The sequence below is a fragment of the Bacteroidia bacterium genome, from assembly GCA_016218155.1.
In the GTDB taxonomy this organism is placed as follows: Bacteria; Bacteroidota; Bacteroidia; order Bacteroidales; family GWA2-32-17; genus GWA2-32-17.
Genome location: JACREQ010000042.1, coordinates 50,780 through 72,548, shown reverse-complemented (window position 1 = coordinate 72,548; position 21,769 = coordinate 50,780). Strand labels below are relative to the sequence as shown.

The following is a 21,769-nucleotide window of genomic DNA, read 5'->3' as shown; positions in this document are numbered from 1 at the left end:
TGGTAAATACTAATTGGATGATCGTTTGGTTGAGTTAACTGATGCAGAATTTTAACTTGTCTTCCTGTCGATGCAGCAGCTGCAAAAACAGAACGACGAAAATCATCTCGACTAACAACTTGTGAGCAACTGAATGTGAAAATTATTCCACCTGCTCGTATTGCTTTAATAGCTCTTGCATTTAATCTCTTGTAAGCTTGCAGAGCATTGTTTAAATTTCTTGTGTGTTTTGCAAATGCAGGTGGATCGAGTATTATTAAGTCGTATTTCTGATCGATGTTATCAATATATTTCAAAACATCTTCAGTGATTATTTCATGCTTATCAGAATAATTGTTAGCAACAACATTCCTGGAAGCTAACTCTGTAGCCTTTGCTGATGAATCAATGCTGTGAACAGATTTTGCTCCGGCACCAAGTGCGTAAACAGAAAATCCACCAGTATATGCAAACATATTAGCTACATCGCGATTTTTTGAATATTGAGAAAGTAGTTGACGATTCTCACGTTGATCAATAAAAAATCCGGTTTTCTGACCTTCTACAAAATTAATCAGAAATTTAAAACCATTTTCTAAAACTTCAATTTCGCTGTTTGCTTTGCCAATAAGAAAACTATTTTCAGGTATTTCAGAAAATTTAAATGGAAGTGTTCCTGCACTTTTATCATATACTGCAATAAGTTTATCACCCATTATAGTTTTTAATGCATTTGCAATTTCAATTCGTGCACGGTACATACCTCCACTGTGACACTGAATTACAGCTATTCCGTTGTAGCAGTCAACTATTAATCCGGGTAAAAAGTCACCTTCGCCATGTATTAATCTAAAAACATTTGTAGTTTCAGAATTGTATAATCCACAGGAAATTCTATGGTTTACAGCAATCTGAATTCTTTTTTCCCAGAATACTGAATCAATTTCTTCTTTTTCAAAAGTTAATATTCTTATTGTTATAGAATCGGGCTGATAATGTCCTTTTGCGATAAAATTATTTTCATTATCATATAAATCCACAACATCACCTTCTGAAGGATTACCTTCTATCTTACCGATTGCACCGGAAAAAATCCATGGATGTAATCTTTTTACAGATTTGTCTTTACCTGATTTTAAAAAAAGTTTGGGAGTGTTTGTCATTTTTATTTTGTCTTGTCATATTGAGTGTAGCGAAACATCTATTATTCGTATCTAGATTCTTCACTTCGTTCAGAATGACATTTGAGATTTTATAAAATATTTTACAAAATGTTATTAATTATTCTATTTCTTCAGAATTATTTTGAATTTTATTTTTCACTAAAGCTTTATACATTTTCAAACAAACCCATGCATCTGTTGCTGCATAAATCATTTGACTAGGTGTTAATTCCGGTGCTTCCCAATTTGTTAATCGTTGTGATTTTGAAATTTTAATACCTAGCACAATTGCAGCTAATTTTTTTAGTCCATTATCAATTATGCCAAATTCGCAGGAGTATTTTTGTATGTCAATAAATCCAGCAACTTTAAAAGGAGAAACTTTTTGAAGCGCGTTTAAATCTTGGGCAATATCGGCACCAATTTTTATGATTTTTGGATCAGCAAAAATTTCAAAAAGAGTATTTATTGGTTTTAAATGATGTATTCGAAAAAGAAATGCTTTCTTTTCAGTAGATAATTGTAAAAGTGCAACATTATTTTTTTGACCTTTAACAAAAGCAGGTTTGGTTTCTGTATCAAAACCAATTTCAGATTGTTTTTTTAAATAGTCAACAGCTTTTTTAAGTTTGGGTAATGTATCAACGAGTACAATTTCGCCTTCGAAATGACCTAAAGGAAGTTTTTCAATTTCCTCTTTTGTTATATTTTGAAGAAAATCAGAAATCATTTCCCCATTCTTGTTGACGTTGTGATATTAACCAGTTGCTTGTGTCTGCTTCTTTTTTATCTGACTTTGTTATTTCCCAATCTGTATCGCTATAAAGTAGTTTGTGAACAGGAGTTTGTACTGCAAGAAGTCTTAATCCCCAGAATTGTTCAAAGTTTTGTTTACAAACCCATAGAGCTTCAGTCATAATATATTCTTCTCCTGTACGATAACTCATCATAAAGTTTTTTAAATCCTGATAAATATCGGTAATAATTTCCGAAACTGTTGCAGTTGTGTTTTCGCCGTTTTGTGAAACGGTTTCCGGAACCTCGCAATCTAAGTCGTTTTCACCAAGTTTTAATGAAATACTCTCTTGAATATTATTGTAAATTTCTTCAGTTACAAAATCTTCAGTGCTGCTTTCTTCTTCAGATTCAACATTCGGCAACATTGATGCTTTTAAATAGGTGAGGGGGAGTATTTTATTTATTGCCGAAGAAAAATCAAAAGCAGAAATTTCCTGACTGCTTTCAATAAAATTACAATACTCAACAGCAACTGTTACAAATTCAACAACATTGCGTGAATATACAGGAAGTTCGAAATTGTTGGAACCAGACATTTTATTCTTTTGTTGCAATAGCTTCAATTTCAACTAATCCGCCTAAAGGTAATTTTACAACACCATAAGCAGCGCGTGCCGGAGCTTGCTCTGTGAAAAATCTTCCGTAAACTTCGTTCATAGCTTTAAAATTATCCATGTTATCAAGTAAAACTGTACATTTTACTACATTTTTAAAAGATAATCCGGCAGCTTCTAAAATTGCTCCCATATTTTTTAAAACCTGTTCTGTTTGTTTTTCAATTCCTTCAACTAAAGTTCCAGTTTCAGGGTTAATTCCTAACTGACCTGAAATGTAAACTGTATTATTTGCTTCAATAGCCTGACTGTAAGGGCCAATTGCTTTTGGTGCCTTTTCTGTTGAAATTACTTTCTTCATTATTTAAATTCTTAGTTTGTAATTTTTAATTTTGCTCAAAAGTAGTAATTCAAAATTATTTGTAGTTTGATAAAAAACATTTCCATAGTTATTGTTGATAATTTTGATTCGTTTACATTTAACTTATATCATTATTTACTGCCATTGGCAAAGAATATAGAAGTAATCAGAAACCATAAAATTACTTTAAATTCTTTAAAAAAAATTGATGCTGTAATAATTTCACCTGGTCCAGGAATGCCTTCAGATGTTCCAATTTTAAAAGAAATAATTCTTGAATATGGCGCAAATAAACCAGTTTTAGGCATTTGTTTAGGACATCAATCAATAGCTGAAGCTTTTGGTGGTGAGTTATTTAATTTGCATGAAGTATGGCATGGAGTTGAGCGCGAAACAAAAATTGTATCAAGTGACTTTATTTTTAATGGACTACCAGAATCATTTAATTCGGGGAGATATCATTCATGGGCAGTTTCAGATCAAAATTTTCCAACTTGCTTAAATATTACTGCCAGAGATGTAGATGGAACAATAATGGCTTTAAGCCATAAAGAATTAAATATTAAAGGAATTCAGTTTCATCCTGAATCAATATTAACCTCTTTTGGTAATAAAATTATTCAAAACTGGGTAAACGAAATATAGACCTAACAGGATTTTTAAAACCTGTTAAGTCTTAAAAATCAGTCAGGTTTTAATTTTAATTAAACTGAGAATAATCCGGTGGGTTTCTTCTTAAAAGTTTTAAGTCCTGCAATACTGAAGATTTTACATTAATCTGAAAACTATAACTTCGGTATGCACCAAATGGAATCCAGGATAATCGCATTTCCCAACAATGTAAATCTCTGTAAATATTAAAATTAGTATAAGTGAATTTTCTCGTTTTAATATCAAAACCTGTAGAATAAGATATTTTCCATTTTTCTGTAATGTTAATATCGCCTGATAAACTTATTGCCTTATTTAATGTATTCTGAAACTGGTAAGTTTCATAATTGTAAATACTGTTATAATAAAGATTTAAATCAATTCTAATACTCCATGGAACTTTAAAGTCTACATAGTAATCTAAATAATTGTCAGGTAATCCAGCTGTTAGTGCTGCTTGTTTTGCAGCGTCAGACTGATTTTCTTTCGATTTTTGTTTTAATCCATCAGATGTTAAACTAAATCCTGTTGAAAGATTTCCTGATATTAGTTTTCCGATTTTTCTATTTTGTTTCCATTGTGATTCTTTTCTTTTTCTACCTAAACTGTCGTAGGAGTATGGATCGATAACACCACCAAAATTAATTGATAAAATCTTGAAAAGTGTTGTTCTTCCCTGAACATTAATTGTTGACCACTTCATCGAGTCAAGTGCCATATTGTAAGAACTTCCAAAATTAAGACTCTCAAGTATTATTATTTTTTTAGTTCCTGTAACTGTGTCTTTATCAGATTTTACTTTTAATTCAAGGTTATTTCCAAGGTTTATATTTATAGCACCGTATTTACCTTTTGAAGGACCCCCAAAGATTCCGGTTTCAAATTTTGAGTATGTGTCTGTTCTGCCAGTATTATCTTTCTGAACAGTTTCGTAATAACCAAATTTTGATTTTGAATAATCAGGACGATAGCTATAACTTAACGAAGGAGTCATCATATGTCTTAATGCAATTAATTTTGCATTTGGATTTCTGCTTTGATAAAAGCCATATAATTTAGTAGTTAACGGAACCGAAACAATATAATCGCCTGCTCTTGAAAATCCGTTGATTGTATCAGTTTTTAAATACGCAGGAATGGTATCAGTTGCAAAGTTTTGCTGAGGTATCCATTCTTTTCTTGTTGATTTTAAATACCACCTTTCAGTATATGATAGTGATGGATTGAGCATAAAATATTTTAAAACTTTTACCGATGAACTGACTGGAATATTATGTTTCATCCCATTTCTAAAATCATGAAGAGTTTGTTCTGTAAATACTTTATCTTCTTTTGTAAGTATAGAATTTGAAATATTTGCAGAATATGAAACTCCAATATTCTCATATATGTTTTTATACCATCTAGTTTTTCTTGCTTTCTTTTTTGATTTAAAGAAAGTCTGTCTGGACATAGAAAAATATAAATCTGGAATACTTAGATCTACAGTACTATCAAGCAAATTCTGGCTATGTCTTAAATTTGCAGAAAGATTAAAAGGTGAATTAGGCCATCTTTGGTTATAAGAAATACTTGACTGAACATTTGATTGCATTCTGTTAGCAACACTATACGTATTTAGTTTGTTATAAGAACTCGAGCCAAGGTTAACATTTGCAGTAAATGTATGATTTGGATGTGCTTTCTGATCCTGAGTATGGTTCCATCTGAACCAATAAGTATTCTGACTGTTGAAGTTTGGTAATTCCTTTTCTCCAGTTACTAATTTTGAGTAACTGAAATTGATATTACCCTGATATTTATATCGTTTTTTGTAATTTGAAACAAGGCTACTTCCCCATGAACCCCTAGAATAAACATCTCCTTTCAATGTCATTTCAAGATAGTCGCTTATAGCAAAATAATATCCACCACCTTTAAGGAAGAAACCACGTAATTGTTCTTCGCCATATTCAGGAATTATTATACCGGACTTATTTCCTTTTTTGTTTGGAAAAAAACCAAACGGAATTCCTAATGGAATAGGAACATCTTCAATAACAAGATATGCAGGACCGGAAATAATCTTTTCTTTAGGAATTACCTTAGCTTTTGTAAGATTTACATAAAAATGAGGATGATCTAAATTACAAGTAGTGTATAAACCATTTTTAAGGCAAACATTTCCATCTTCCAGCCTCTTTGTTCGTTCACTATGTAAAAATCCACCTGATTGTTCGGTAACAACACCTTTTATAATTCCTTTTTTTGTTTTGAAGTTATATCTAAGCGTTTGAGCATCAAATTCATCTCCGCCATCTTTAAAGTGAGGTTTGCCTACTTCTTTGCCACTACTATCCTTTACTCCGGCAGCGTATGCTTCATCTTTACCAAAATTAATTTCTATATAATCGGCTTTAAGTTCAATTTCTTTATAATTTATTTGTGCAGTATTGTATAAATATACTTTTTGTTCTTTAATGTTAAATATCATAGAATCTGTTGCAGTATATTGAACAGGAGCATCTACTCTGCTTACATTTTTTACAACAGTGACTTTAGTTGTATCTTTACCTAAAGAATCAATTGCAACTTTAGTTCCGTCGGTTAAGTTTAGAGTGTCAACAGCTTTAACAACAGTATCATTTGGTACAATTACCTGACAATATGCAATATTTGCCAATAATATTAGCAATATTGTTGCAAAAATAATATGCGTAGATTTTCGTATGAATGTATTATTTTTGTGCAAAATGTCGTTTTTAAATAAACTTCAAAACTAATCAAAAAATTTGATGCAGGCTTTAGGCCATTTAAACTTGATTTACAGAACTACCGCAACTTGTGCGGGTTTGCTCATATTGTTAATTTTCATTAATTTTCAATCATTTGGGCAAAACGATGAAAATAAGTTCCGTATTAAAACTGTTGTAATCGATGCCGGACACGGTGGAAAAGATCCAGGTGCAGTCTGTAATAATGGTAAAGAAAAAGATATTACACTTGCTATTGCTTTAAAATTAGGTAATTATATCCAAACTAATTTTAAGGATGTAAAAGTTGTTTATACAAGAAAAACTGATGTTTTTATTGAATTATTCAAGCGAGCTCAGATTGCCAACACTAATAAAGCAGATATTTTTATTTGCATTCATGTAAATAGTAGTAAAAAAACAGATCCATTTGGTACAGAAACATATGTTATGGGTTTACATAAAACTCAGGGAAATCTGGATGTTGCTATGACAGAAAACTCTGTAATAACTAAAGAAGATAATTATCAAAATCAGTATGAGGGATTTGATCCACATAGTCCGGAAGCATTTATTATTTTTTCACTTTACCAGAATGCACATCTTGATCAGAGTTTAAATCTTGCATCAAAAATTCAGGAACAATTTACCAAAAGAGTAGGGAGGTCTGATCGTGGTGTTAAACAAGCTGGTTTTCTGGTACTTTGGAAAACGTCTATGCCAAGTATTTTGACTGAAGTTGGGTTTTTAAGTAATGCTGATGAAGCTAAATACTTATTAAATGATACAAATCAGAATTTAATGGCTTCGGCTATTTATAGGGCATTTAAAGCATATAAAAATGAAATGGAAGGAAATTTAAAATCTGAAACCGGAGATGATGTGCAAATTAAAGAAGTTATTGATACAACTAAAACTAATATAAATACAACAAATAATAATAGTTTTCAACAGTCAGCAGAAAACTTAATTAATCAGGCTGCAAACGATACATTATTTTTCAGAGTACAAATTATTTCTTCAGTAAAAAGACTTGATAATAAAACTGAAAAGTTTAAAGGACTTATAGGTGTAGAGGAAATAAATATTGATGGATGTTATAAATATACATATGGTAAATCAACAACTTTCGAAGAAATTTCAAAAATCCAGAAAGATATTAAATCGCAATATCCTGATGCATTTGTTATTGCATTAAAAGGTGGAAAAAAAATACCAGTTAATGAAGCAATCAAGCAAACAAAGAATTAATTTTAGACTTTTTAAATTATAAATGGCATTTAAAATATCAAACGAAGTAAAAGTAGGAGTATTGGTTTTACTTACCATTGGAATAGCCATTTGGGGATTTCAATTTTTAAAAGGAAAAAATCTTTTTGAAAATAGAAGTACTTATTATGTAATTTACGATAGGGTTGATGGAATGGACGAATCAAGTCCGGTATTGATTAATGGATTAAAAGTTGGGTTGGTTACTGAAATAAATTTTTTGCATGATTCATTAAACAGAATTATTGTAAAAATGCTTGTTGATGAAGGGTATAAAATTCCCGATTCAAGTATAGCAGAAATTTATAGTGCAGATTTGATGGGAAGTAAAGCAATAAGGTTAAATCTTACTCGTAATAAAAAATATTATAAATCGGGTGATACTTTAATGTCAAAGATTGAGCAAGATTTAAAAGCTCAGGTAAGTGCTCAAATGATGCCATTAAAGACAAAAGCAGAAGAGCTTATGTTGTCAATTGACTCTGTTATGTCTGTTGTTCAAAATATTTTTAATGAAAATACACGCGATAATTTATCTAAAACTTTTGCAAGCATAAAAGAAACAATTAGAAATCTTGAAAGAACTTCAATTTCTCTTGATACTTTAATGCAAAATGAAAAATATGTACTAGCAAGAATTTTTGCAAATATTGAGTCAATAACCTCAAACCTTAAAAATAATAACGAAAAAATAGCTTTAATTTTAGAGAATTTCTCAAGTATTAGCGATTCTCTTAAAAAGGCAGATATTAAACAAACTATTGTTACTGCAAATAGTGCTCTTAATCATGCTAACAATATTCTTGGTAAAATAAACAGAGGTGAAGGTTCTTTTGGCTTGTTAATTAATAACGATACTTTATATAGAAATCTTGAGAATGCTTCAAGGAATTTAGACAGGTTAATGCAAGACTTAAGAGAAAATCCAAAACGATATTTACATTTTAGTCTTTTTGATTTTGGGAAAACAACAATAGTCGACGAAAATGGAAATAAAATAAAGAAACGGGATCGTAACAATAGTTCAAATAGTGGTGGGACTACATCTGATAATTCAGTTATATACAAAATTCAGATTCGTTCAGCAAATAAACAAATATCTCCTAATTCTAAGGAATTTAAGGGTGAAAAAAATGTTGAAGAGATTATTGTTAATGGCAGATACAAATATACTTTAGGTCGTTATAATACTCTGGATGAAGCATTGAAAGATCAGGCAAACATAACTTCCAAATTTCCTGATGCTTTTGTTGTTGCTTATCAGGGTAATCAACAGGTACCGGTTCAGGATGCAAGAAAATAAAAAATTATTCTTCGCAAAATTTTATTAAATCTGTAATTTCTTTTTTAGAAATAAAATTTTTATATGCTAATGAGTTGTGCATAATGTTTTCTACAACTAATTCATCATTGAAAAAAATCGTAGCAAGACCATCTGTCCCATATTTCTCATATATTTTATTTGCCAGACAATTGCATTGTGCTATTTGTTTTTCACTTTTTGGAAAGATGTTAAGTAACGAAATCGACATAGTTGTTAAAGCAATATAGCTTTTAATAGTAGTTTTAGATGGTTTGTAATAATTTACTTTATAAATTTCAGGATTATCTATAACATATTTCACAATAAATTCGTCGCCAATAGATAATGGCATTCCATTATCTGCTAATGCATAATTACTATTTGTTTTTGCAATTGTATAGCCAAAAATAATTGAGTCGTTATACCGAAAACTAAATTCTACATTCTCAACTTCTGAAGGATCGCGAACTCCGGCACTGCTTATTTTAGTGATTGTTGCATATGTATCTGTTCCATTATTTTTAAGTTGATATTCACTATACCATTCATTAACTTTAAAAATAAGAATAATTGCAAAAATTGGACTTAAAAATAAGAGCTTATGCCAAATTGTTAATTGCGGCTTTTTTTTATTTTGTAACAAATTAAAAGGTTTACCCTTTTGTGGAATAACCTTATCAGACATTATTTGTTATAAATTTTCAGATTTTTGAATTGGCAACTCGTTATTCTTGCAAAACCTTGTTAAATCTGTGTAAATAGTCATAATGCAAATCAAAACATTTTCGTCATTAAAAACGGGAGAGGCAGAAAGCTGTACGTTAATTTCGCTCTCGTCTTTTTTTATTAATATACTTTCATATAGCCCTGCTATTCCTTTTTTTCGCAGATAAGTATTTACCTGATAAGTAGAAAATTCAACACGGTTTGTAAATTGCCTAAGATTTTTAGAAACCATTTCGTCCATAGGATAATCCAAAAGCTTACAGAATGCCGGGTTTGCGTATAAAATATTTTCATTATCGTCGGATAATGTAATTGGACTAAGGCTATTGCTGGCAAATCTTTTATAAACTTCTAAGATTGCTCTTCTTTCATAGCTGGGTAACGAAACATATTGCCGGAGTCGTTCAATTTCGACCTTTAGCTTTTTGTTTTCAATTTCTAATTCTTCCTGATTCTTTTTCTCCTGCATAATATTATTTCTATAAACAGGTAAAATGCATAATTGCTAAGTACTTTTTAAATTCTGTTCTTATTACGTAAGAAAGTTTAAAATAGTTATTCTAAATTATATAAATTAATTTGGAGTATTATTTATGAAGAATGGAAAATAACGTCCTTTGTATTGATATTGAATTTTATATAATTTTTTAAAAAAAGTATTAATTTCCTCTAAGTCAATAATATTATTGTTATCTAAATCATTGTATGGATGAAAACTATTTGCTAATATTTCAAACAATTTTAGCTGTTCGGTGGATGAAATAACTAAAACTGCATAATCTTTTTTACTTCTTATGCTTTTTAAAACAGAATTATATATTTCTGTTTCATTAGCAGCTGAATATCCTTCGGGGTAGTTTTTTAAAGTTTTTGAAGCATTAATAAACATAACAGTAAATGCGGAAGTTTTATTTAAATAATTACTTAGAACTTCCATGTCTAAAAGACTTGTATCACAGTTTTTAAATTCTGCATCAGGGCTAACAAAATACACTTTATTTTCGGAATTCTTAACGAATATGCCCGAAACTGATACTGAAAGCAAATCCTGCTTCTTAGAATTTAATGCAAGTGAATCTATAGTTTTGCATATATTATTGTTTGAAAGTGAAGTAATGCTTGTGGGATATGTATTTGTAACCGAATTATATAATTTATTTTCCTGAGTTTTAATTATCCCCTGAAAAATATCTGGTTTGTCTTTCTGAAAATCTGAATTAAATTTTTTATCGTTGTATTTATCTGGACTGATAATAAGCGAAATAAAGTTTGTGTTTTTAATATATTCACTTAAATCAAAGAATTTAATAAATAGTGGTTTTGAAAATACATAGCTACTATGATCAGAGTTTTCTGCAAATAGCTGAATTTCATTTTCAGTATAATCTAAATAAACGTCATAACTAACCTCTGTCTTTTTGTCTTGTGTTACTTTTACTGATATAGGTTTAACAACTACCGGAATATTATTTTCAAGTTTTGTGTATTCTGTTTTATTTAAAAAGAACTGAATATTTTTAAAAGTCATATCGTTTATTTGTGCAATAACAGTAGCATGCCTTGAAAAAGAAATTGAAGGGTTTTCTGTAGGTTGATTCCATGAAATTATGTTTTCATTTTTTATGTTAGGACTAAATTCAGGATTATTTTGTATTGGTATAATTCCTAAGAATGAAGCATCCCAAACTCTCATTGTTTTATCAATTGCACCAGATGCAATTAATTTTCCATCGTCTGAGAATGCTACAGTCCTTATTCCGAGGCTATGTCCTTTTAAATCAAAAACTGATATTCCCTGATCAATTTTCCATATTTTTATAATGTTATCGCTTCCTCCGCTTACCAGATATTTCCCATCAGGGCTAAATGCAATAGAATAAACAGCGTCGTTATGACCTTTTAAGATTTTAACAAGTGAGCCATTTGCAGCATCCCAAATTTTAATTGAATTTTCTAAACCTGCAGTTGCTATGTATTTTCCATCAGGACTATAGCTTAAAGTTTCAATAGGGAAATCAGCTGCCTTTATTGAAAAGACTTCGGTTCCAACTGATAAATTCCAGACTTTTAACTGTAAGTCGTAGCCACAACTTGCCAGATACAAACCATTTGGGCTAAATGAAATAGATCTGATACATTGATTATGACCTTTAAAATTTCTAAGATTAACGCCAGTTGGTGTGTACCATATCTTAATAATATCTCCCCAACCTGCACTTGCTATAAATTTTCCGTCGTTATTAAAACAAACACTTCTGGTAGCCTGAGTATGACCTAAAAGTTTTCTTAAAACTTTTCCTTTTTCTACATCCCATATTTTTACTGTTTTATCCCAGCTTCCACAAACAATATACTTTGAATCGGGACTATATGCAATACTTACATCTCCTTCACCTTTATCGTCAAGAACTTTTATTAATTCACCTGTTTGAGAATTGTAAATTTTTATTGTTTTATCGGCAGTTAAGCAAGCAATATTTTTATTATCAGGAGAAAAAATGGTTGTAATAATTGCTTTATCGTGATCTTTAATGAATTTTAATTTAATTTGAGAATATACTGAAGAATTAAAACTAATTAAAGCTATATGAATAATTACCAGCAAATAAAATTTAAATCTCCCCTTAAACATTTACAAAAATTAAGATAGCAAAATTAATCAATTTATAATTTATCTTCCTTTATACGTTTATTTATCTGCTTTGGGTTTTATTTTTTTTATGTTATATATCTTTGTTTTTTCTTAAAAGAATTAACTTTGAAATAAATTTAGTTTTATATGATAAAACATGTATTGTTAATATTAGCATTATTTATTGGTTGTCTGGGCAATGCACAGACATTAACCCAAATAAATAAACAACTTGACAGTTTAAATGGTTTAAGAAAAAACATTCAGATAAAAATTAAAGATTTGCAAGATCAGTTACACGATGTAAAAGTTAAGATTGATGGACTTGAAGCAAAAAAAGCTGCTATGCCTGGTTTTAATACTAATGTTCAGGAAGATTTTATTGTTGCAAAAGTAATGTCGGGTGGGGCTATTCTTCGTGATGCTCCTTCTTCAACAGGAAAAACTATTGTGTCTATTCCTGGTAACGAAACAATAAATGTTTTCAGAAGTCAACAAAATCTTTATTTTAAAGTTTCATACAAAGGGCAAACAGGTTATTTAAGTTATTCAACAATCGAGCAAAATCAGCAGATTGATGATTTTCTGGCTGGAAAAGAAACTGTTAAGCAGAATACATCAACAACTACTATTATTAGAACAGTAAACGAAAGTGATCCTCGTTTTCAGAAATTATTAAAACTTTATGGTAAAGAAAAAGCAATAAAAATTGTAAATGGTGAATTGTGGCAGGGAATGAGTTATGGAATGGTACTAGAAAGTATTGGTAAGCCAAATTCAAAGAATTCAAGTAATACAAATGATGGAGTAAAAGAACAATGGATTTATAGTGATTATAATTTAGAATTTATTAATGGTGAACTAAAAAACTGGACAAAAAAATGAAAAAAATTATTTTAATTTTAGCGATTGCAGGATTTGCATTTCAATCTTTCTCTCAGGATTGTGTTTTTTATTGCCCTGTAAAAGAAGGTACAAAAACAGAAGTAAAGCATTATAATGCTAAGGATAAAATTCAGAGTACCGATAAACAAACTATTTTATCTAAAAAAGTGACAGGTAGTGATGTTGCTATTACTGTTAACTCTGAGTCTTACGATGATAAAGATAAGTTGGTTGGAAGCAGAGATCTTACTTTTGAATGTAAGAATGGTGTGTTTTTCTTTGACATGAAGAATTTAATTGATCCTGCAACAATGTCGGCATATAAAGATATGCAGGTAAGCTTTACGGCTACTAATCTGGATATGTCATCTACATTAGCAGTTGGTAAAACTCTTTCTCCTGGTAGTGTGCAAATGTCTGTATCAAATCAGGGAATGAATTTACTTAATATGACAGTGGATATTACCAACAGAAAAGTAGAAGCTTCAGAAAAAATTACAACTCCGGCCGGAACTTTTGATTGTTTTAAAATATCTTATGATGTTGAAACAAAAATGATGTTTAAAGTTCAATCTAAAGGTATTGATTGGATTGCAAAAGAGGTTGGTGTTGTTCGTTCAGAAACCTACGATAGTAAAGGAAAATTGATGGGATATAATGTGCTTACATCGATAAAATAGTAGTGATTATATTTTAAGCACGTTGTTTATAATTATGGCTTTTTAATATAAAACATTTAAAGCGGGAGGTAACTCTCGCTTTTTTTATTTTTCTTATTTTTGCATTCTAAATATTTTTAATGAAAAAGTACACTCATTTGTTTTTCGATCTTGATAGAACATTATGGGATTTTGAAGCTAATACCGCTGAAGTATTAACAGAAATATACGAAGAGTTTGGGTTAAAAGTATACTTTGGCAATTTCTTTACATTCTCAAGGGCTTATCACGAAATTAATAACGATTTGTGGGAACAATACCGACAAGGGATTATAACAAAGGACATATTAAGATGGACACGATTTTATAAAACTTTGTTTCAGTATAATTGTGATGATAAGGAACTGGCACAAAAATTAGGGGATATATATATTGAACAAAGTCCGCTTAAAACGAAGCTTTATCCTAATACACTTGAAACTCTAGCAACTTTAAGTTTAAATTATAAACAATATATACTAACAAATGGTTTTAAAGAAGTTCAGTATATAAAAGTAAAGCAATGTAATTTGGAGCAATATTTTGAAAGAGTTTTTACAAGTGAGGAAGCCGGTAGAATGAAGCCTTCAGAAATATTTTTTCATTATGTTTTATCTGAATTAAAAGTCGATCCTAAATCTTGTTTAATGATCGGAGATGATGCAAAAGCAGATATCGAAGGAGCTAAAAATTGTAGTATCGATCAAGTTTATTTTAATCCGCAAAATGTTAAAACAGATTGCAAACCAAATTATGAGATTTCAGATATAAAGGAGTTGTTGGAAATACTTTAAATAAAAGTTTTAATTATATCGTCATACTGTACTCTGCCGCGGCAGAGCGGTAAATTGTTTAAGTATTTGGTCTTTAATAATAACTAATAGAATCGAGACCCCTAAATAAATTCAGTTGAAGTTTTTGGTTATCTTAAGTCTTCAACTTTTTCTTTTTTGCAGCAGGAAAAAGCACGTTGTTAAGAATTAATCTATAACCAGGAGAATTTGGGCATAAATCAAGATTAGTTGGAGGATCGTAAACAAAATGCTGAAAATCTTCAGGGTCGTGACCACCAAAAAAAGTCCATGTACCTTTTCCAAGTTCACCATGAACATACCTTGCTTCGTTAGCAGATTTATTTTCGCCCATTATTAAAACACTTGACTTTATAACATCTTTATTAAATGCGGTTGTTTGTCCCATAAAACCTTTAATCATATTTTCATGATTCTGGCAAAGCATAGAAGGTACAGGATCCCATTTTGCAGAGAATTCAAAAAGTGTAAAATAGTCATCGTCTTTAGCTACTTTTCTGGTAGTAGATACATCTATATTTGAGAATTCGTATTCGTATGGATTTTTGCTGATAGTAAAATCTTTAAAAGCTAAAGATCTTTCGTAATCTAATTTATTTTGTGCATTTGCATCCATAGGATCACCATCAAATGGAGAGTCGCAAATATCTGTACCTTCAGCTGCTAAAGCAATATCGTACGAGTCAGTTGCCGAACACATGGCAAAAAGAAATCCCCCGTTATTTACATATTGTTTTATTGTTTTATCAACAAATAGTTTTAATTCAGAAACTTTTGTAAAACCGAATTTCTTTGCATTCTCCTCATTTCTGGCAACATCATCTTTATACCATTGTGCATTTTGGTAAGCTCCCCAGAATTTTCCGTATTGTCCGGTAAAATCTTCGTGGTGTAAATGAAGCCAATCGTATTTACTTAAATCGCCTCGAATAATTTCTTCATCATAAACAATATCATATGGTATTTCGGCATATGTTAGAACTAGCATTACTGCATCGTCCCATGGTAATTTGTTAGGAGGGGCGTAAACTGCAATTTTGGGTGCTTTCTCAAGTTTTATCACATCCATATTTACTTCAGGTGTAGAAATCTCTGCAAGAATATTTCCTGCCTGACCATCAGCAATAACTTCAATTGTTACTCCTCTGATAGTACATTCATCCTGTATTTCCTTATGATTTACAACTAAAAAACTTCCCCCTCTGTAATTTAATAACCACTGAACTTCCATTCCGTTTTGTAGCATCCAGTAAGTTATTCCATATGCTTTCAAATGATTTTTCTGGCTTTCGTCCATTGGAATCAAAACATATGAAGCATTTACCCTTGATGTAAGGCATAATATTATAACAAATAATATTAATATGTTTTGAAACCTGAACATATATAGTTGTGTTCTTATTTAAGAATAATATTTTGTAAAGTTAATTGATTTAACCTTTTAAAATAAAAATATTATAGGTTAAACAAAAATTTTAATAATTTTTAATAAGGTGCAACATTATCGTCATCAAATGAACGACCAATATCAAGTTTTGAAATGTCTGTAGAGGTATTCATTTTTGAAGGCATCACAACAGTTGGGGATTGGCTGTCGGTAATGTTTCCAATACCGAATTCGTCCCAATCTGTAAATTTTGCAAAGTTTTCAATAAATTTAAGATCAACATCGGTTACTGCACCGTTTCTGTGTTTTGCAATGATGATTTGTGCCAGTCCTTTAGTTGATTCACCTTCTTCGCCACTATCCAGACCGTATTTCTCAGGTCGGTGAATAAACATTACAATATCAGCATCCTGTTCAATAGCTCCAGATTCACGAAGGTCGGAAAGTTGTGGTCGTTTTGAACCTGATCTTGTTTCGACAGAACGGTTTAACTGCGAAAGAGCTATAATTGGAACGTTTAAATCTTTTGCCAAAGCTTTAAGAGAACGTGAAATTGTACTTACTTCTTGTTCGCGATTTCCCTTATTGTCGCTAGGTGAACTCATTAATTGCAAATAGTCAATAATAATAAGTTTTACGTCTTTTTGCGAAACTAATCTTCTTGCTTTTGAGCGAAGTTCAAAAATTGTGATTGCTGGGGTATCGTCAATATAAATATTGCAATTTTCTAGTGTTTTTATTCTGGTTTCTAAAATGCCCCATTCCTGAGGACTAAGTTTTCCGGTACGAATTGTTTCAGCCTTTAGTTCGGTTTCGGCAACAACAAGACGATTTACCAACTGAACAGATGACATTTCAAGACTGAAAAAGCCAACTGCCTGCTTGTGGTTTACTGCAATATTTCTTGCCATTGAAAGTACGAATGCAGTTTTACCCATACTTGGACGGGCTGCAACTATAATTAAATCTGAATTTTGCCATCCTGAGGTTACTCTGTCAATGTCTGAAAACCCTGATGGAACACCACTTAATCCATCTTTACGTTCACCGGCAATCCTTATTTGTTCAATTGCTTTTTTCAGAACTTCATCTATAGGTTGAGTTTCGCGTTTTATTGTTCCTTCTGAAAGACCAAAAATCTGGTCCTGGCTGTAATCAAGCAAATCGTCAATATCTTCTTCATCATCGAAAGCTTTTCTTTCAATATCGGTAGCAATCCGGATAAGTTCTCTTTGAATATACTTTTGAGCAATAATACGTGCATGAAACTCACAATGGGCAGCAGAAGCCACTCTTCCTGTAAGTTTGGTTAAATATAATGCACCACCGATTTCATTTAATTGTTTACGTTTAACTAGTTCGTCTTTAACAGTTAAAATGTCTATAGGCTGCATTTCTTTTGATAATGCAGTTATTGCTTCAAAAACTTTTTTGTTTATATCGCTATAAAAACTTTCGGGCTTTAATATCTCAAGAACTGTGTTGGCAGCATCTTTATCAATCATAATAGCACCTAAAACTGCCTCTTCCAACTCTAATGCCTGTGGAGGAATTTTCCCTAAATTTGATTCATTCTGAACAACTTGCTTCTTTTTGTAGTCTTTCTTTTCCATATTTGTTATTTCGGATTCAAATTTAGGAATTGATTAATGATGCAGTGCAATAATTAATATTTGTTTTTTTAACACCAAATGTTTGTATTTTGTTGAAAAATTCTGAACTTTATGGCATGCAATCAAATAAGAGTATCAAAATAAATAACAATGTTCCTAATATGAGATTTATTTGTACTCTGTTGTTAATTACTTCATTGTTTCTGACTTTAGCCTGTAAAAAAGAAAAAAAGAATGAGGCTCCTGTAATTAATTCTTTGTATCCTCAGGCCAATATTACTTTAAATGCTATAGATAGTGTAAGGGTAAAGGTTAATATAGCAGATGATTATGGACCATTAACTGTTTCTGTTTATATTGTAAATGAACAATTGCAGGTATTTACAACTTCTATGGTAAAAACTTTTTCGGGAAGTGAAATAAACATAGACGAATTTTATTTTTTCAATAATAAGTATTTTGAAACCGGAATTTATTATTTAGTAATTCACGCTGATGATGGTGAGAATATTGTAAATAAATTTATTAAGGTAAATATTATTGGAATTCAAAGAGCATTAAAATCTGTTTATGTTGGAGTAAGAGATTTATCAGGTTTGAAAATTTATTGTATCGATAATTCGGCTGGTTTTAATCAGGTTGGTTATATTTCAAAAAATATTATCAGTTCATGTGTAAATAGTTATTCAGAGCAAATATCATTTTTATCAGATGATGGTAATTTGATTTCCTACTCATTACCCGATTTTCAGGAAGTATGGCAAAAGACAGGATTAACAGCTCCTGGTCATGTTTTTAAAGGAGAAGCAAAGGTTTATGAGAATTATACTTATGTAACAGATGCAAACGGTTATATCTATGGTTATGATAATATGGGAAATGTGAAAAAGATGAATTCAATTACAAGTGGTGCTCCGATTTTTTTTAATTTCTGTGATAATAATTTATTTGCTTTTGTTGAGGAGAATTTATCAAGTAATTATTCAATTCAATTATTATATCCCAATGGAGGTCTTATTTCAAAATATATGATTAATTTTTTACCATATAACATTTTATCACACGATGCCAATTCTGTGATCGTGTGGGGTAAAAGTTTAAATAATATTCAGATGTACACTTATTATACAGAAATTAACAATTTGCAAACTTTTGGCAATCAAATTGTAGGATTGTATAATTACGCAATAGAAACTTGGGATAATCAATATTTATTATCTGTTGGAAATGAGTTAAGATTAGTTGAAAAATTTTATGGAAACTCAACTATTTATGCTTCGGGTAATAAAGCAGATTTCATGAAATTTGAAGATATTTCTAAATATTTATATCTTGTTGACAGTAATAATATATCGGTATTAAATTATCCGAATTCAACAGTTCTTAATAATTATAATTTTAATGAAAAAATTGTATTTATTGATTATTATTATAACAAATAAGTACAATTATTTTTGTTGATATTTCTTTGCTTCTAATGCTTTTTCGTAATAGAATTGTGCTTTGATTGTATCTTTGTGAACCCTGAAATACTGAAATAAACTATAAGTTCTTTCATAATTCTGAGGGTTTCTTGTAAATGCTTTTTCCCAATAACTTACTGCTTTGGCAGTGTCTTTATTTAATATGTAATAATAGCCTAAACCTACATATGGTATTTCTGTTGTAGTATCAATTTTCAACATCCTTTCGCAGGTGTACTTTGCGCTATCCGGTAAATTAAATTTATAATAAAGCGTAATAATTTTATGCCATGTTTTCGGATAGCCAGGATCAATATTTGATGCTAATTTGTAGTATGTTAATGCGTCACTGTCATTTTTTAACATCTCGTAACATTGTCCAAGATTAAATGTTACCTCAAAACTATTTTGCTTAAATGTATATGCTTTTTGAATATATTCTAGTGCTATTTCAGGTTTATTGTAAAAATTGATATATGCATTTGCAACGTTGTTAAGAGCCTTAGGGTTATTCGGAAAAAGTGACAATGTCCGGTTATATAAAAATATTATACTGTCAAGGCTGGGTTTTAATTCAGCAAAAGGTTTTTTAATATTTATTTCTCTGATTATTTTATCCATCATTTCCTGAGCAAGAATATCATTTGCTTTAACTGAATTTTCAAGATATTTAATGTCATTTCTATATAGAGTCATACCATCTTTCCAACTGGTATTTCTTGCTACGGTTTTAATTGAAAAAATTATAACAATAATTATAACAATGTACTTTAAAGCCTGGTTGGTAAATTTAAGTGATTTTGCATCAAATGCTGTTTTTGTTAGTTTAAATATTATAAATGTTAATGCTATTACAAAGCCAATTGACGGAGCGTATAGAAAGCGTTCGGCTACTATACCGTTAATTTCCATAAAATAGTTTGAGAATGGCAAAATTCCAAGAAAATAAAACAATGTGCCAAATAATAAAACAGATTTCTTTTTTAAGTGTTTAACTGTAAAAAATAAAATAATGGCATGAAGTAATAATGAAAATAAAACCCAGAAATCAGTAATCTTAACCTCCGGAATGGTAAACTGACCATAATAGAAAACTAGAGGATGAGGTATGAAAAGTAGTTTAATATTAATTAGCATAGCATAAGCAGAAAGTGAAATTCTGGCTAATTTTGAATGCTCAAATCTTAAAGGATTTTCAAAAGAAAGAAGTTCTAATTTGTCAGATGGGAAAACCCAATTTGGTATTTTATACAAAATATAGGCAACCACAAATAATATTAAAACAGAGGAAATTAATCTTAAATTATTCTTAATCATTAAAGTTATAGGTTCTGTTTTAATAAATAAAAACCATAAAACCATTGGGATAATTAAAGCAAATGAAATTGCACTTTGTTTAGTTAAAAATGAAAAAATATAAAAACTAATAGCAAATACAAGATAATACCATTTTTGTTTTTCAATAAAATTGATAAAGTGTTTAAGAGATAGTAAACAAAAGATTAAATAAAGTAATTCTTCTCTGTTTTTTAAACTGGCAACAACTTCAGTATGTATAGGGTGACATATCCATATTAACATTGTTATAAATATGAATATTGGCCCTGTTCTAGGTAAAATAATTTTAATTAATAATTTTAATAATAATGTACATGTTAAAGCAAATAGCAAAACATTTATAAAATGACTTACGTGAGGATTTTCGCCAAATATTTCATATTCAATTGCAAACACAGCTTTAGTAAATGGTCTATATCCGAAATTGGCATTGCTATTCTGAAAATATTGAGTTACAAAGATTTCTGGAATTGCTTTTATCCCTTTTTGTACTTGTTCATTATTTTTAATTACAAATTCATCATCAAGTGCATATTTATTAAAAATAGTATTGCCATATATTGCAAAAACTAAAAGGTAAATAAAAAGTGGCCATTTCTTGAAATTTTCAAAAAATGAAACTCGATTGATTTTTTCGTCTTTTTTTGACATTTACTAAACTTAAACTTAGATGCAAGATTAAAAATATTTTTTTTATATTTACCACTATTCTCTATTTAAATAGACAACCATCTGCTTTTTTTTTCGTCTTTAAAAATAAAAAACCATGAGAAATTTATTTAACATTTCAGCTATTGTACTGTTAGTGAGCTTAATCTCGTTTAATCTTTTTGCTCAAGAAACTCATAGTCCAACTTTGAAATTTATATTAGGTACAAAAAAAGTAATAACTAAAGATATTACTAATATAGAAAAATTAGATTTTACAGTGGAAAACCTAAGTTCTGAGGTAAAAAATAAGTGGAAAAATTCTGTTTTAGAACATAAATTTGTAAAGGAATTGACTATTACTGAAATTGAGAATTCCAACATTCAAAATGGTGAACTTGTTTTAAATATTCCAAATAGTTTTAGCGATATAAGAAAATTAATTGAAAGCTTCAAAATTTCTGAGTTTTATGTTGGCGATGTAAGAATATTAACAAAAACTTTTTTAAATAATGATGAGGCTTTAAAAAAAGCAATGGATTTTAAATTTAAAGATTTTACATTTAATACAAATTGTAATGATTCTTCTTTAATTGATTATTATGATTTTCAAGTGTATTATTTTGAAACAAAGATTCAGCATATGTGGAGTAGCGGATATGCGAAATATTTATTTGATGGAACAGTAACAAAGTTTACTGAACAGTTGGATAGAGCAATTATTCGTCGTGAAGAGTTTAAAAAAAATAACAAATAA

The 21,769-nt window shown here is 29.9% G+C and carries 20 protein-coding genes; 9 read left to right on the top strand and 11 right to left on the bottom strand.

Annotated features, from left to right (window positions below; genetic code table 11):
* From HY951_07735 to HY951_07720, 4 genes are all read right to left on the bottom strand, one after another.
* Nucleotides 1–1,142: class I SAM-dependent rRNA methyltransferase (locus HY951_07735; protein MBI5539932.1), on the bottom strand; the 1,142-nt coding region annotated here is incomplete at its 3' end.
* 118 nt (nucleotides 1,143–1,260) lie between these two features.
* Nucleotides 1,261–1,872: a 3'-5' exonuclease domain-containing protein 2 gene (locus HY951_07730; protein MBI5539931.1), complete on the bottom strand. Its 612-nt coding sequence runs from the start codon at nucleotides 1,870–1,872 to the stop codon at nucleotides 1,261–1,263.
* On the bottom strand, nucleotides 1,862–2,476 hold the full coding sequence (locus HY951_07725; protein MBI5539930.1) for a DUF5063 domain-containing protein: 615 nt from the start codon (nucleotides 2,474–2,476) through the stop codon (nucleotides 1,862–1,864). The genes HY951_07730 and HY951_07725 overlap by 11 nt, the downstream gene beginning before the upstream one ends.
* A gap of 1 nt (nucleotide 2,477) precedes the next feature.
* Entirely contained in the window at nucleotides 2,478–2,855 is a 378-nt protein-coding gene (locus HY951_07720) for a RidA family protein (protein MBI5539929.1), read from the bottom strand.
* 78 nt (nucleotides 2,856–2,933) lie between these two features.
* On the opposite strand from HY951_07720, the gene HY951_07715 reads away from it, so the two are divergent.
* The gene (locus HY951_07715; GenBank protein ID MBI5539928.1) at nucleotides 2,934–3,500 is read left to right on the top strand and encodes an aminodeoxychorismate/anthranilate synthase component II; all 567 of its coding nucleotides are present in this window, start codon (nucleotides 2,934–2,936) and stop codon (nucleotides 3,498–3,500) included.
* A 55-nt stretch (nucleotides 3,501–3,555) separates the two neighbouring features.
* Here HY951_07715 and HY951_07710 read toward each other — a convergent pair whose 3' ends face one another.
* The gene (locus HY951_07710) at nucleotides 3,556–6,237 is read right to left on the bottom strand and encodes an LPS-assembly protein LptD (protein MBI5539927.1); all 2,682 of its coding nucleotides are present in this window, start codon (nucleotides 6,235–6,237) and stop codon (nucleotides 3,556–3,558) included.
* 43 nt (nucleotides 6,238–6,280) lie between these two features.
* On the opposite strand from HY951_07710, the gene HY951_07705 reads away from it, so the two are divergent.
* Both HY951_07705 and HY951_07700 read left to right on the top strand, forming a co-directional pair.
* Nucleotides 6,281–7,489, top strand: a complete 1,209-nt coding sequence (locus HY951_07705; protein MBI5539926.1) for an N-acetylmuramoyl-L-alanine amidase — start codon at nucleotides 6,281–6,283, stop codon at nucleotides 7,487–7,489.
* 22 nt (nucleotides 7,490–7,511) lie between these two features.
* A complete protein-coding gene (locus tag HY951_07700; GenBank protein ID MBI5539925.1) occupies nucleotides 7,512–8,810 on the top strand; it encodes an MCE family protein in 1,299 nt (432 codons plus the stop codon).
* A gap of 4 nt (nucleotides 8,811–8,814) precedes the next feature.
* Here the strand turns inward: HY951_07700 and HY951_07695 are convergent, their stop codons facing one another.
* The 3 genes from HY951_07695 to HY951_07685 all read right to left on the bottom strand — a co-directional run bounded on the left by HY951_07695 (nucleotide 8,815) and on the right by HY951_07685 (nucleotide 12,168).
* Nucleotides 8,815–9,495, bottom strand: coding sequence for a hypothetical protein (locus HY951_07695; GenBank protein MBI5539924.1), 681 nt, complete (start codon nucleotides 9,493–9,495; stop codon nucleotides 8,815–8,817).
* A 6-nt stretch (nucleotides 9,496–9,501) separates the two neighbouring features.
* Nucleotides 9,502–10,005, bottom strand: coding sequence for a PAS domain-containing protein (locus HY951_07690; protein ID MBI5539923.1), 504 nt, complete (start codon nucleotides 10,003–10,005; stop codon nucleotides 9,502–9,504).
* Between the two features lie 105 nt (nucleotides 10,006–10,110).
* Entirely contained in the window at nucleotides 10,111–12,168 is a 2,058-nt protein-coding gene (locus HY951_07685; protein ID MBI5539922.1) for a WD40 repeat domain-containing protein, read from the bottom strand.
* Nucleotides 12,169–12,315: 147 nt separating this feature from the next.
* Between HY951_07685 and HY951_07680 the strand changes: the two genes are divergently transcribed.
* The 3 genes from HY951_07680 (at nucleotide 12,316) to HY951_07670 (ending at nucleotide 14,545) form a co-directional block, all read left to right on the top strand.
* The gene (locus HY951_07680; GenBank protein MBI5539921.1) at nucleotides 12,316–13,053 is read left to right on the top strand and encodes an SH3 domain-containing protein; all 738 of its coding nucleotides are present in this window, start codon (nucleotides 12,316–12,318) and stop codon (nucleotides 13,051–13,053) included.
* Nucleotides 13,050–13,733, top strand: coding sequence for a hypothetical protein (locus HY951_07675; GenBank protein MBI5539920.1), 684 nt, complete (start codon nucleotides 13,050–13,052; stop codon nucleotides 13,731–13,733). Before HY951_07680 ends, HY951_07675 begins: the two co-directional genes overlap by 4 nt.
* Nucleotides 13,734–13,852: 119 nt before the next feature.
* Entirely contained in the window at nucleotides 13,853–14,545 is a 693-nt protein-coding gene (locus HY951_07670) for a noncanonical pyrimidine nucleotidase, YjjG family (GenBank protein ID MBI5539919.1), read from the top strand.
* 133 nt (nucleotides 14,546–14,678) lie between these two features.
* Here the strand turns inward: HY951_07670 and HY951_07665 are convergent, their stop codons facing one another.
* Entirely contained in the window at nucleotides 14,679–15,947 is a 1,269-nt protein-coding gene (locus HY951_07665; GenBank protein MBI5539918.1) for an asparagine synthetase B, read from the bottom strand.
* 101 nt (nucleotides 15,948–16,048) lie between these two features.
* A complete protein-coding gene (gene dnaB / locus HY951_07660; protein ID MBI5539917.1) occupies nucleotides 16,049–17,563 on the bottom strand; it encodes a replicative DNA helicase in 1,515 nt (504 codons plus the stop codon).
* Nucleotides 17,564–17,679: 116 nt separating this feature from the next.
* Between dnaB and HY951_07655 the strand changes: the two genes are divergently transcribed.
* On the top strand, nucleotides 17,680–19,005 hold the full coding sequence (locus tag HY951_07655) for a hypothetical protein (GenBank protein ID MBI5539916.1): 1,326 nt from the start codon (nucleotides 17,680–17,682) through the stop codon (nucleotides 19,003–19,005).
* Nucleotides 19,006–19,011: 6 nt separating this feature from the next.
* Here the strand turns inward: HY951_07655 and HY951_07650 are convergent, their stop codons facing one another.
* On the bottom strand, nucleotides 19,012–20,163 hold the full coding sequence (locus HY951_07650; GenBank protein MBI5539915.1) for a hypothetical protein: 1,152 nt from the start codon (nucleotides 20,161–20,163) through the stop codon (nucleotides 19,012–19,014).
* 14 nt (nucleotides 20,164–20,177) lie between these two features.
* On the opposite strand from HY951_07650, the gene HY951_07645 reads away from it, so the two are divergent.
* Complete coding sequence (locus HY951_07645; protein MBI5539914.1) at nucleotides 20,178–20,339, top strand: hypothetical protein; 162 nt, start codon at nucleotides 20,178–20,180, stop codon at nucleotides 20,337–20,339.
* 791 nt (nucleotides 20,340–21,130) lie between these two features.
* Nucleotides 21,131–21,769, top strand: coding sequence for a hypothetical protein (locus HY951_07640; GenBank protein MBI5539913.1), 639 nt, complete (start codon nucleotides 21,131–21,133; stop codon nucleotides 21,767–21,769).

What these genes read in the sequence shown, in the direction of transcription:
- HY951_07730 (MBI5539931.1), bottom strand. Translation starts at nt 1,872, where the DNA reads ATGATTTCTGATTTTCTTCAAAATATAACAAAAGAGGAAATTGAAAAA.
- HY951_07725 (MBI5539930.1), bottom strand. Translation starts at nt 2,476, where the DNA reads ATGTCTGGTTCCAACAATTTCGAACTTCCTGTATATTCACGCAATGTT.
- HY951_07720 (MBI5539929.1), bottom strand. Translation starts at nt 2,855, where the DNA reads ATGAAGAAAGTAATTTCAACAGAAAAGGCACCAAAAGCAATTGGCCCT.
- HY951_07705 (MBI5539926.1), top strand. Translation starts at nt 6,281, where the DNA reads ATGCAGGCTTTAGGCCATTTAAACTTGATTTACAGAACTACCGCAACT.
- HY951_07700 (MBI5539925.1), top strand. Translation starts at nt 7,512, where the DNA reads ATGGCATTTAAAATATCAAACGAAGTAAAAGTAGGAGTATTGGTTTTA.
- HY951_07695 (MBI5539924.1), bottom strand. Translation starts at nt 9,495, where the DNA reads ATGTCTGATAAGGTTATTCCACAAAAGGGTAAACCTTTTAATTTGTTA.
- HY951_07690 (MBI5539923.1), bottom strand. Translation starts at nt 10,005, where the DNA reads ATGCAGGAGAAAAAGAATCAGGAAGAATTAGAAATTGAAAACAAAAAG.
- HY951_07685 (MBI5539922.1), bottom strand. Translation starts at nt 12,168, where the DNA reads ATGTTTAAGGGGAGATTTAAATTTTATTTGCTGGTAATTATTCATATA.
- HY951_07680 (MBI5539921.1), top strand. Translation starts at nt 12,316, where the DNA reads ATGATAAAACATGTATTGTTAATATTAGCATTATTTATTGGTTGTCTG.
- HY951_07675 (MBI5539920.1), top strand. Translation starts at nt 13,050, where the DNA reads ATGAAAAAAATTATTTTAATTTTAGCGATTGCAGGATTTGCATTTCAA.
- HY951_07670 (MBI5539919.1), top strand. Translation starts at nt 13,853, where the DNA reads ATGAAAAAGTACACTCATTTGTTTTTCGATCTTGATAGAACATTATGG.
- HY951_07665 (MBI5539918.1), bottom strand. Translation starts at nt 15,947, where the DNA reads ATGTTCAGGTTTCAAAACATATTAATATTATTTGTTATAATATTATGC.
- dnaB (MBI5539917.1), bottom strand. Translation starts at nt 17,563, where the DNA reads ATGGAAAAGAAAGACTACAAAAAGAAGCAAGTTGTTCAGAATGAATCA.
- HY951_07655 (MBI5539916.1), top strand. Translation starts at nt 17,680, where the DNA reads ATGCAATCAAATAAGAGTATCAAAATAAATAACAATGTTCCTAATATG.
- HY951_07650 (MBI5539915.1), bottom strand. Translation starts at nt 20,163, where the DNA reads ATGCTAATTAATATTAAACTACTTTTCATACCTCATCCTCTAGTTTTC.
- HY951_07640 (MBI5539913.1), top strand. Translation starts at nt 21,131, where the DNA reads ATGAGAAATTTATTTAACATTTCAGCTATTGTACTGTTAGTGAGCTTA.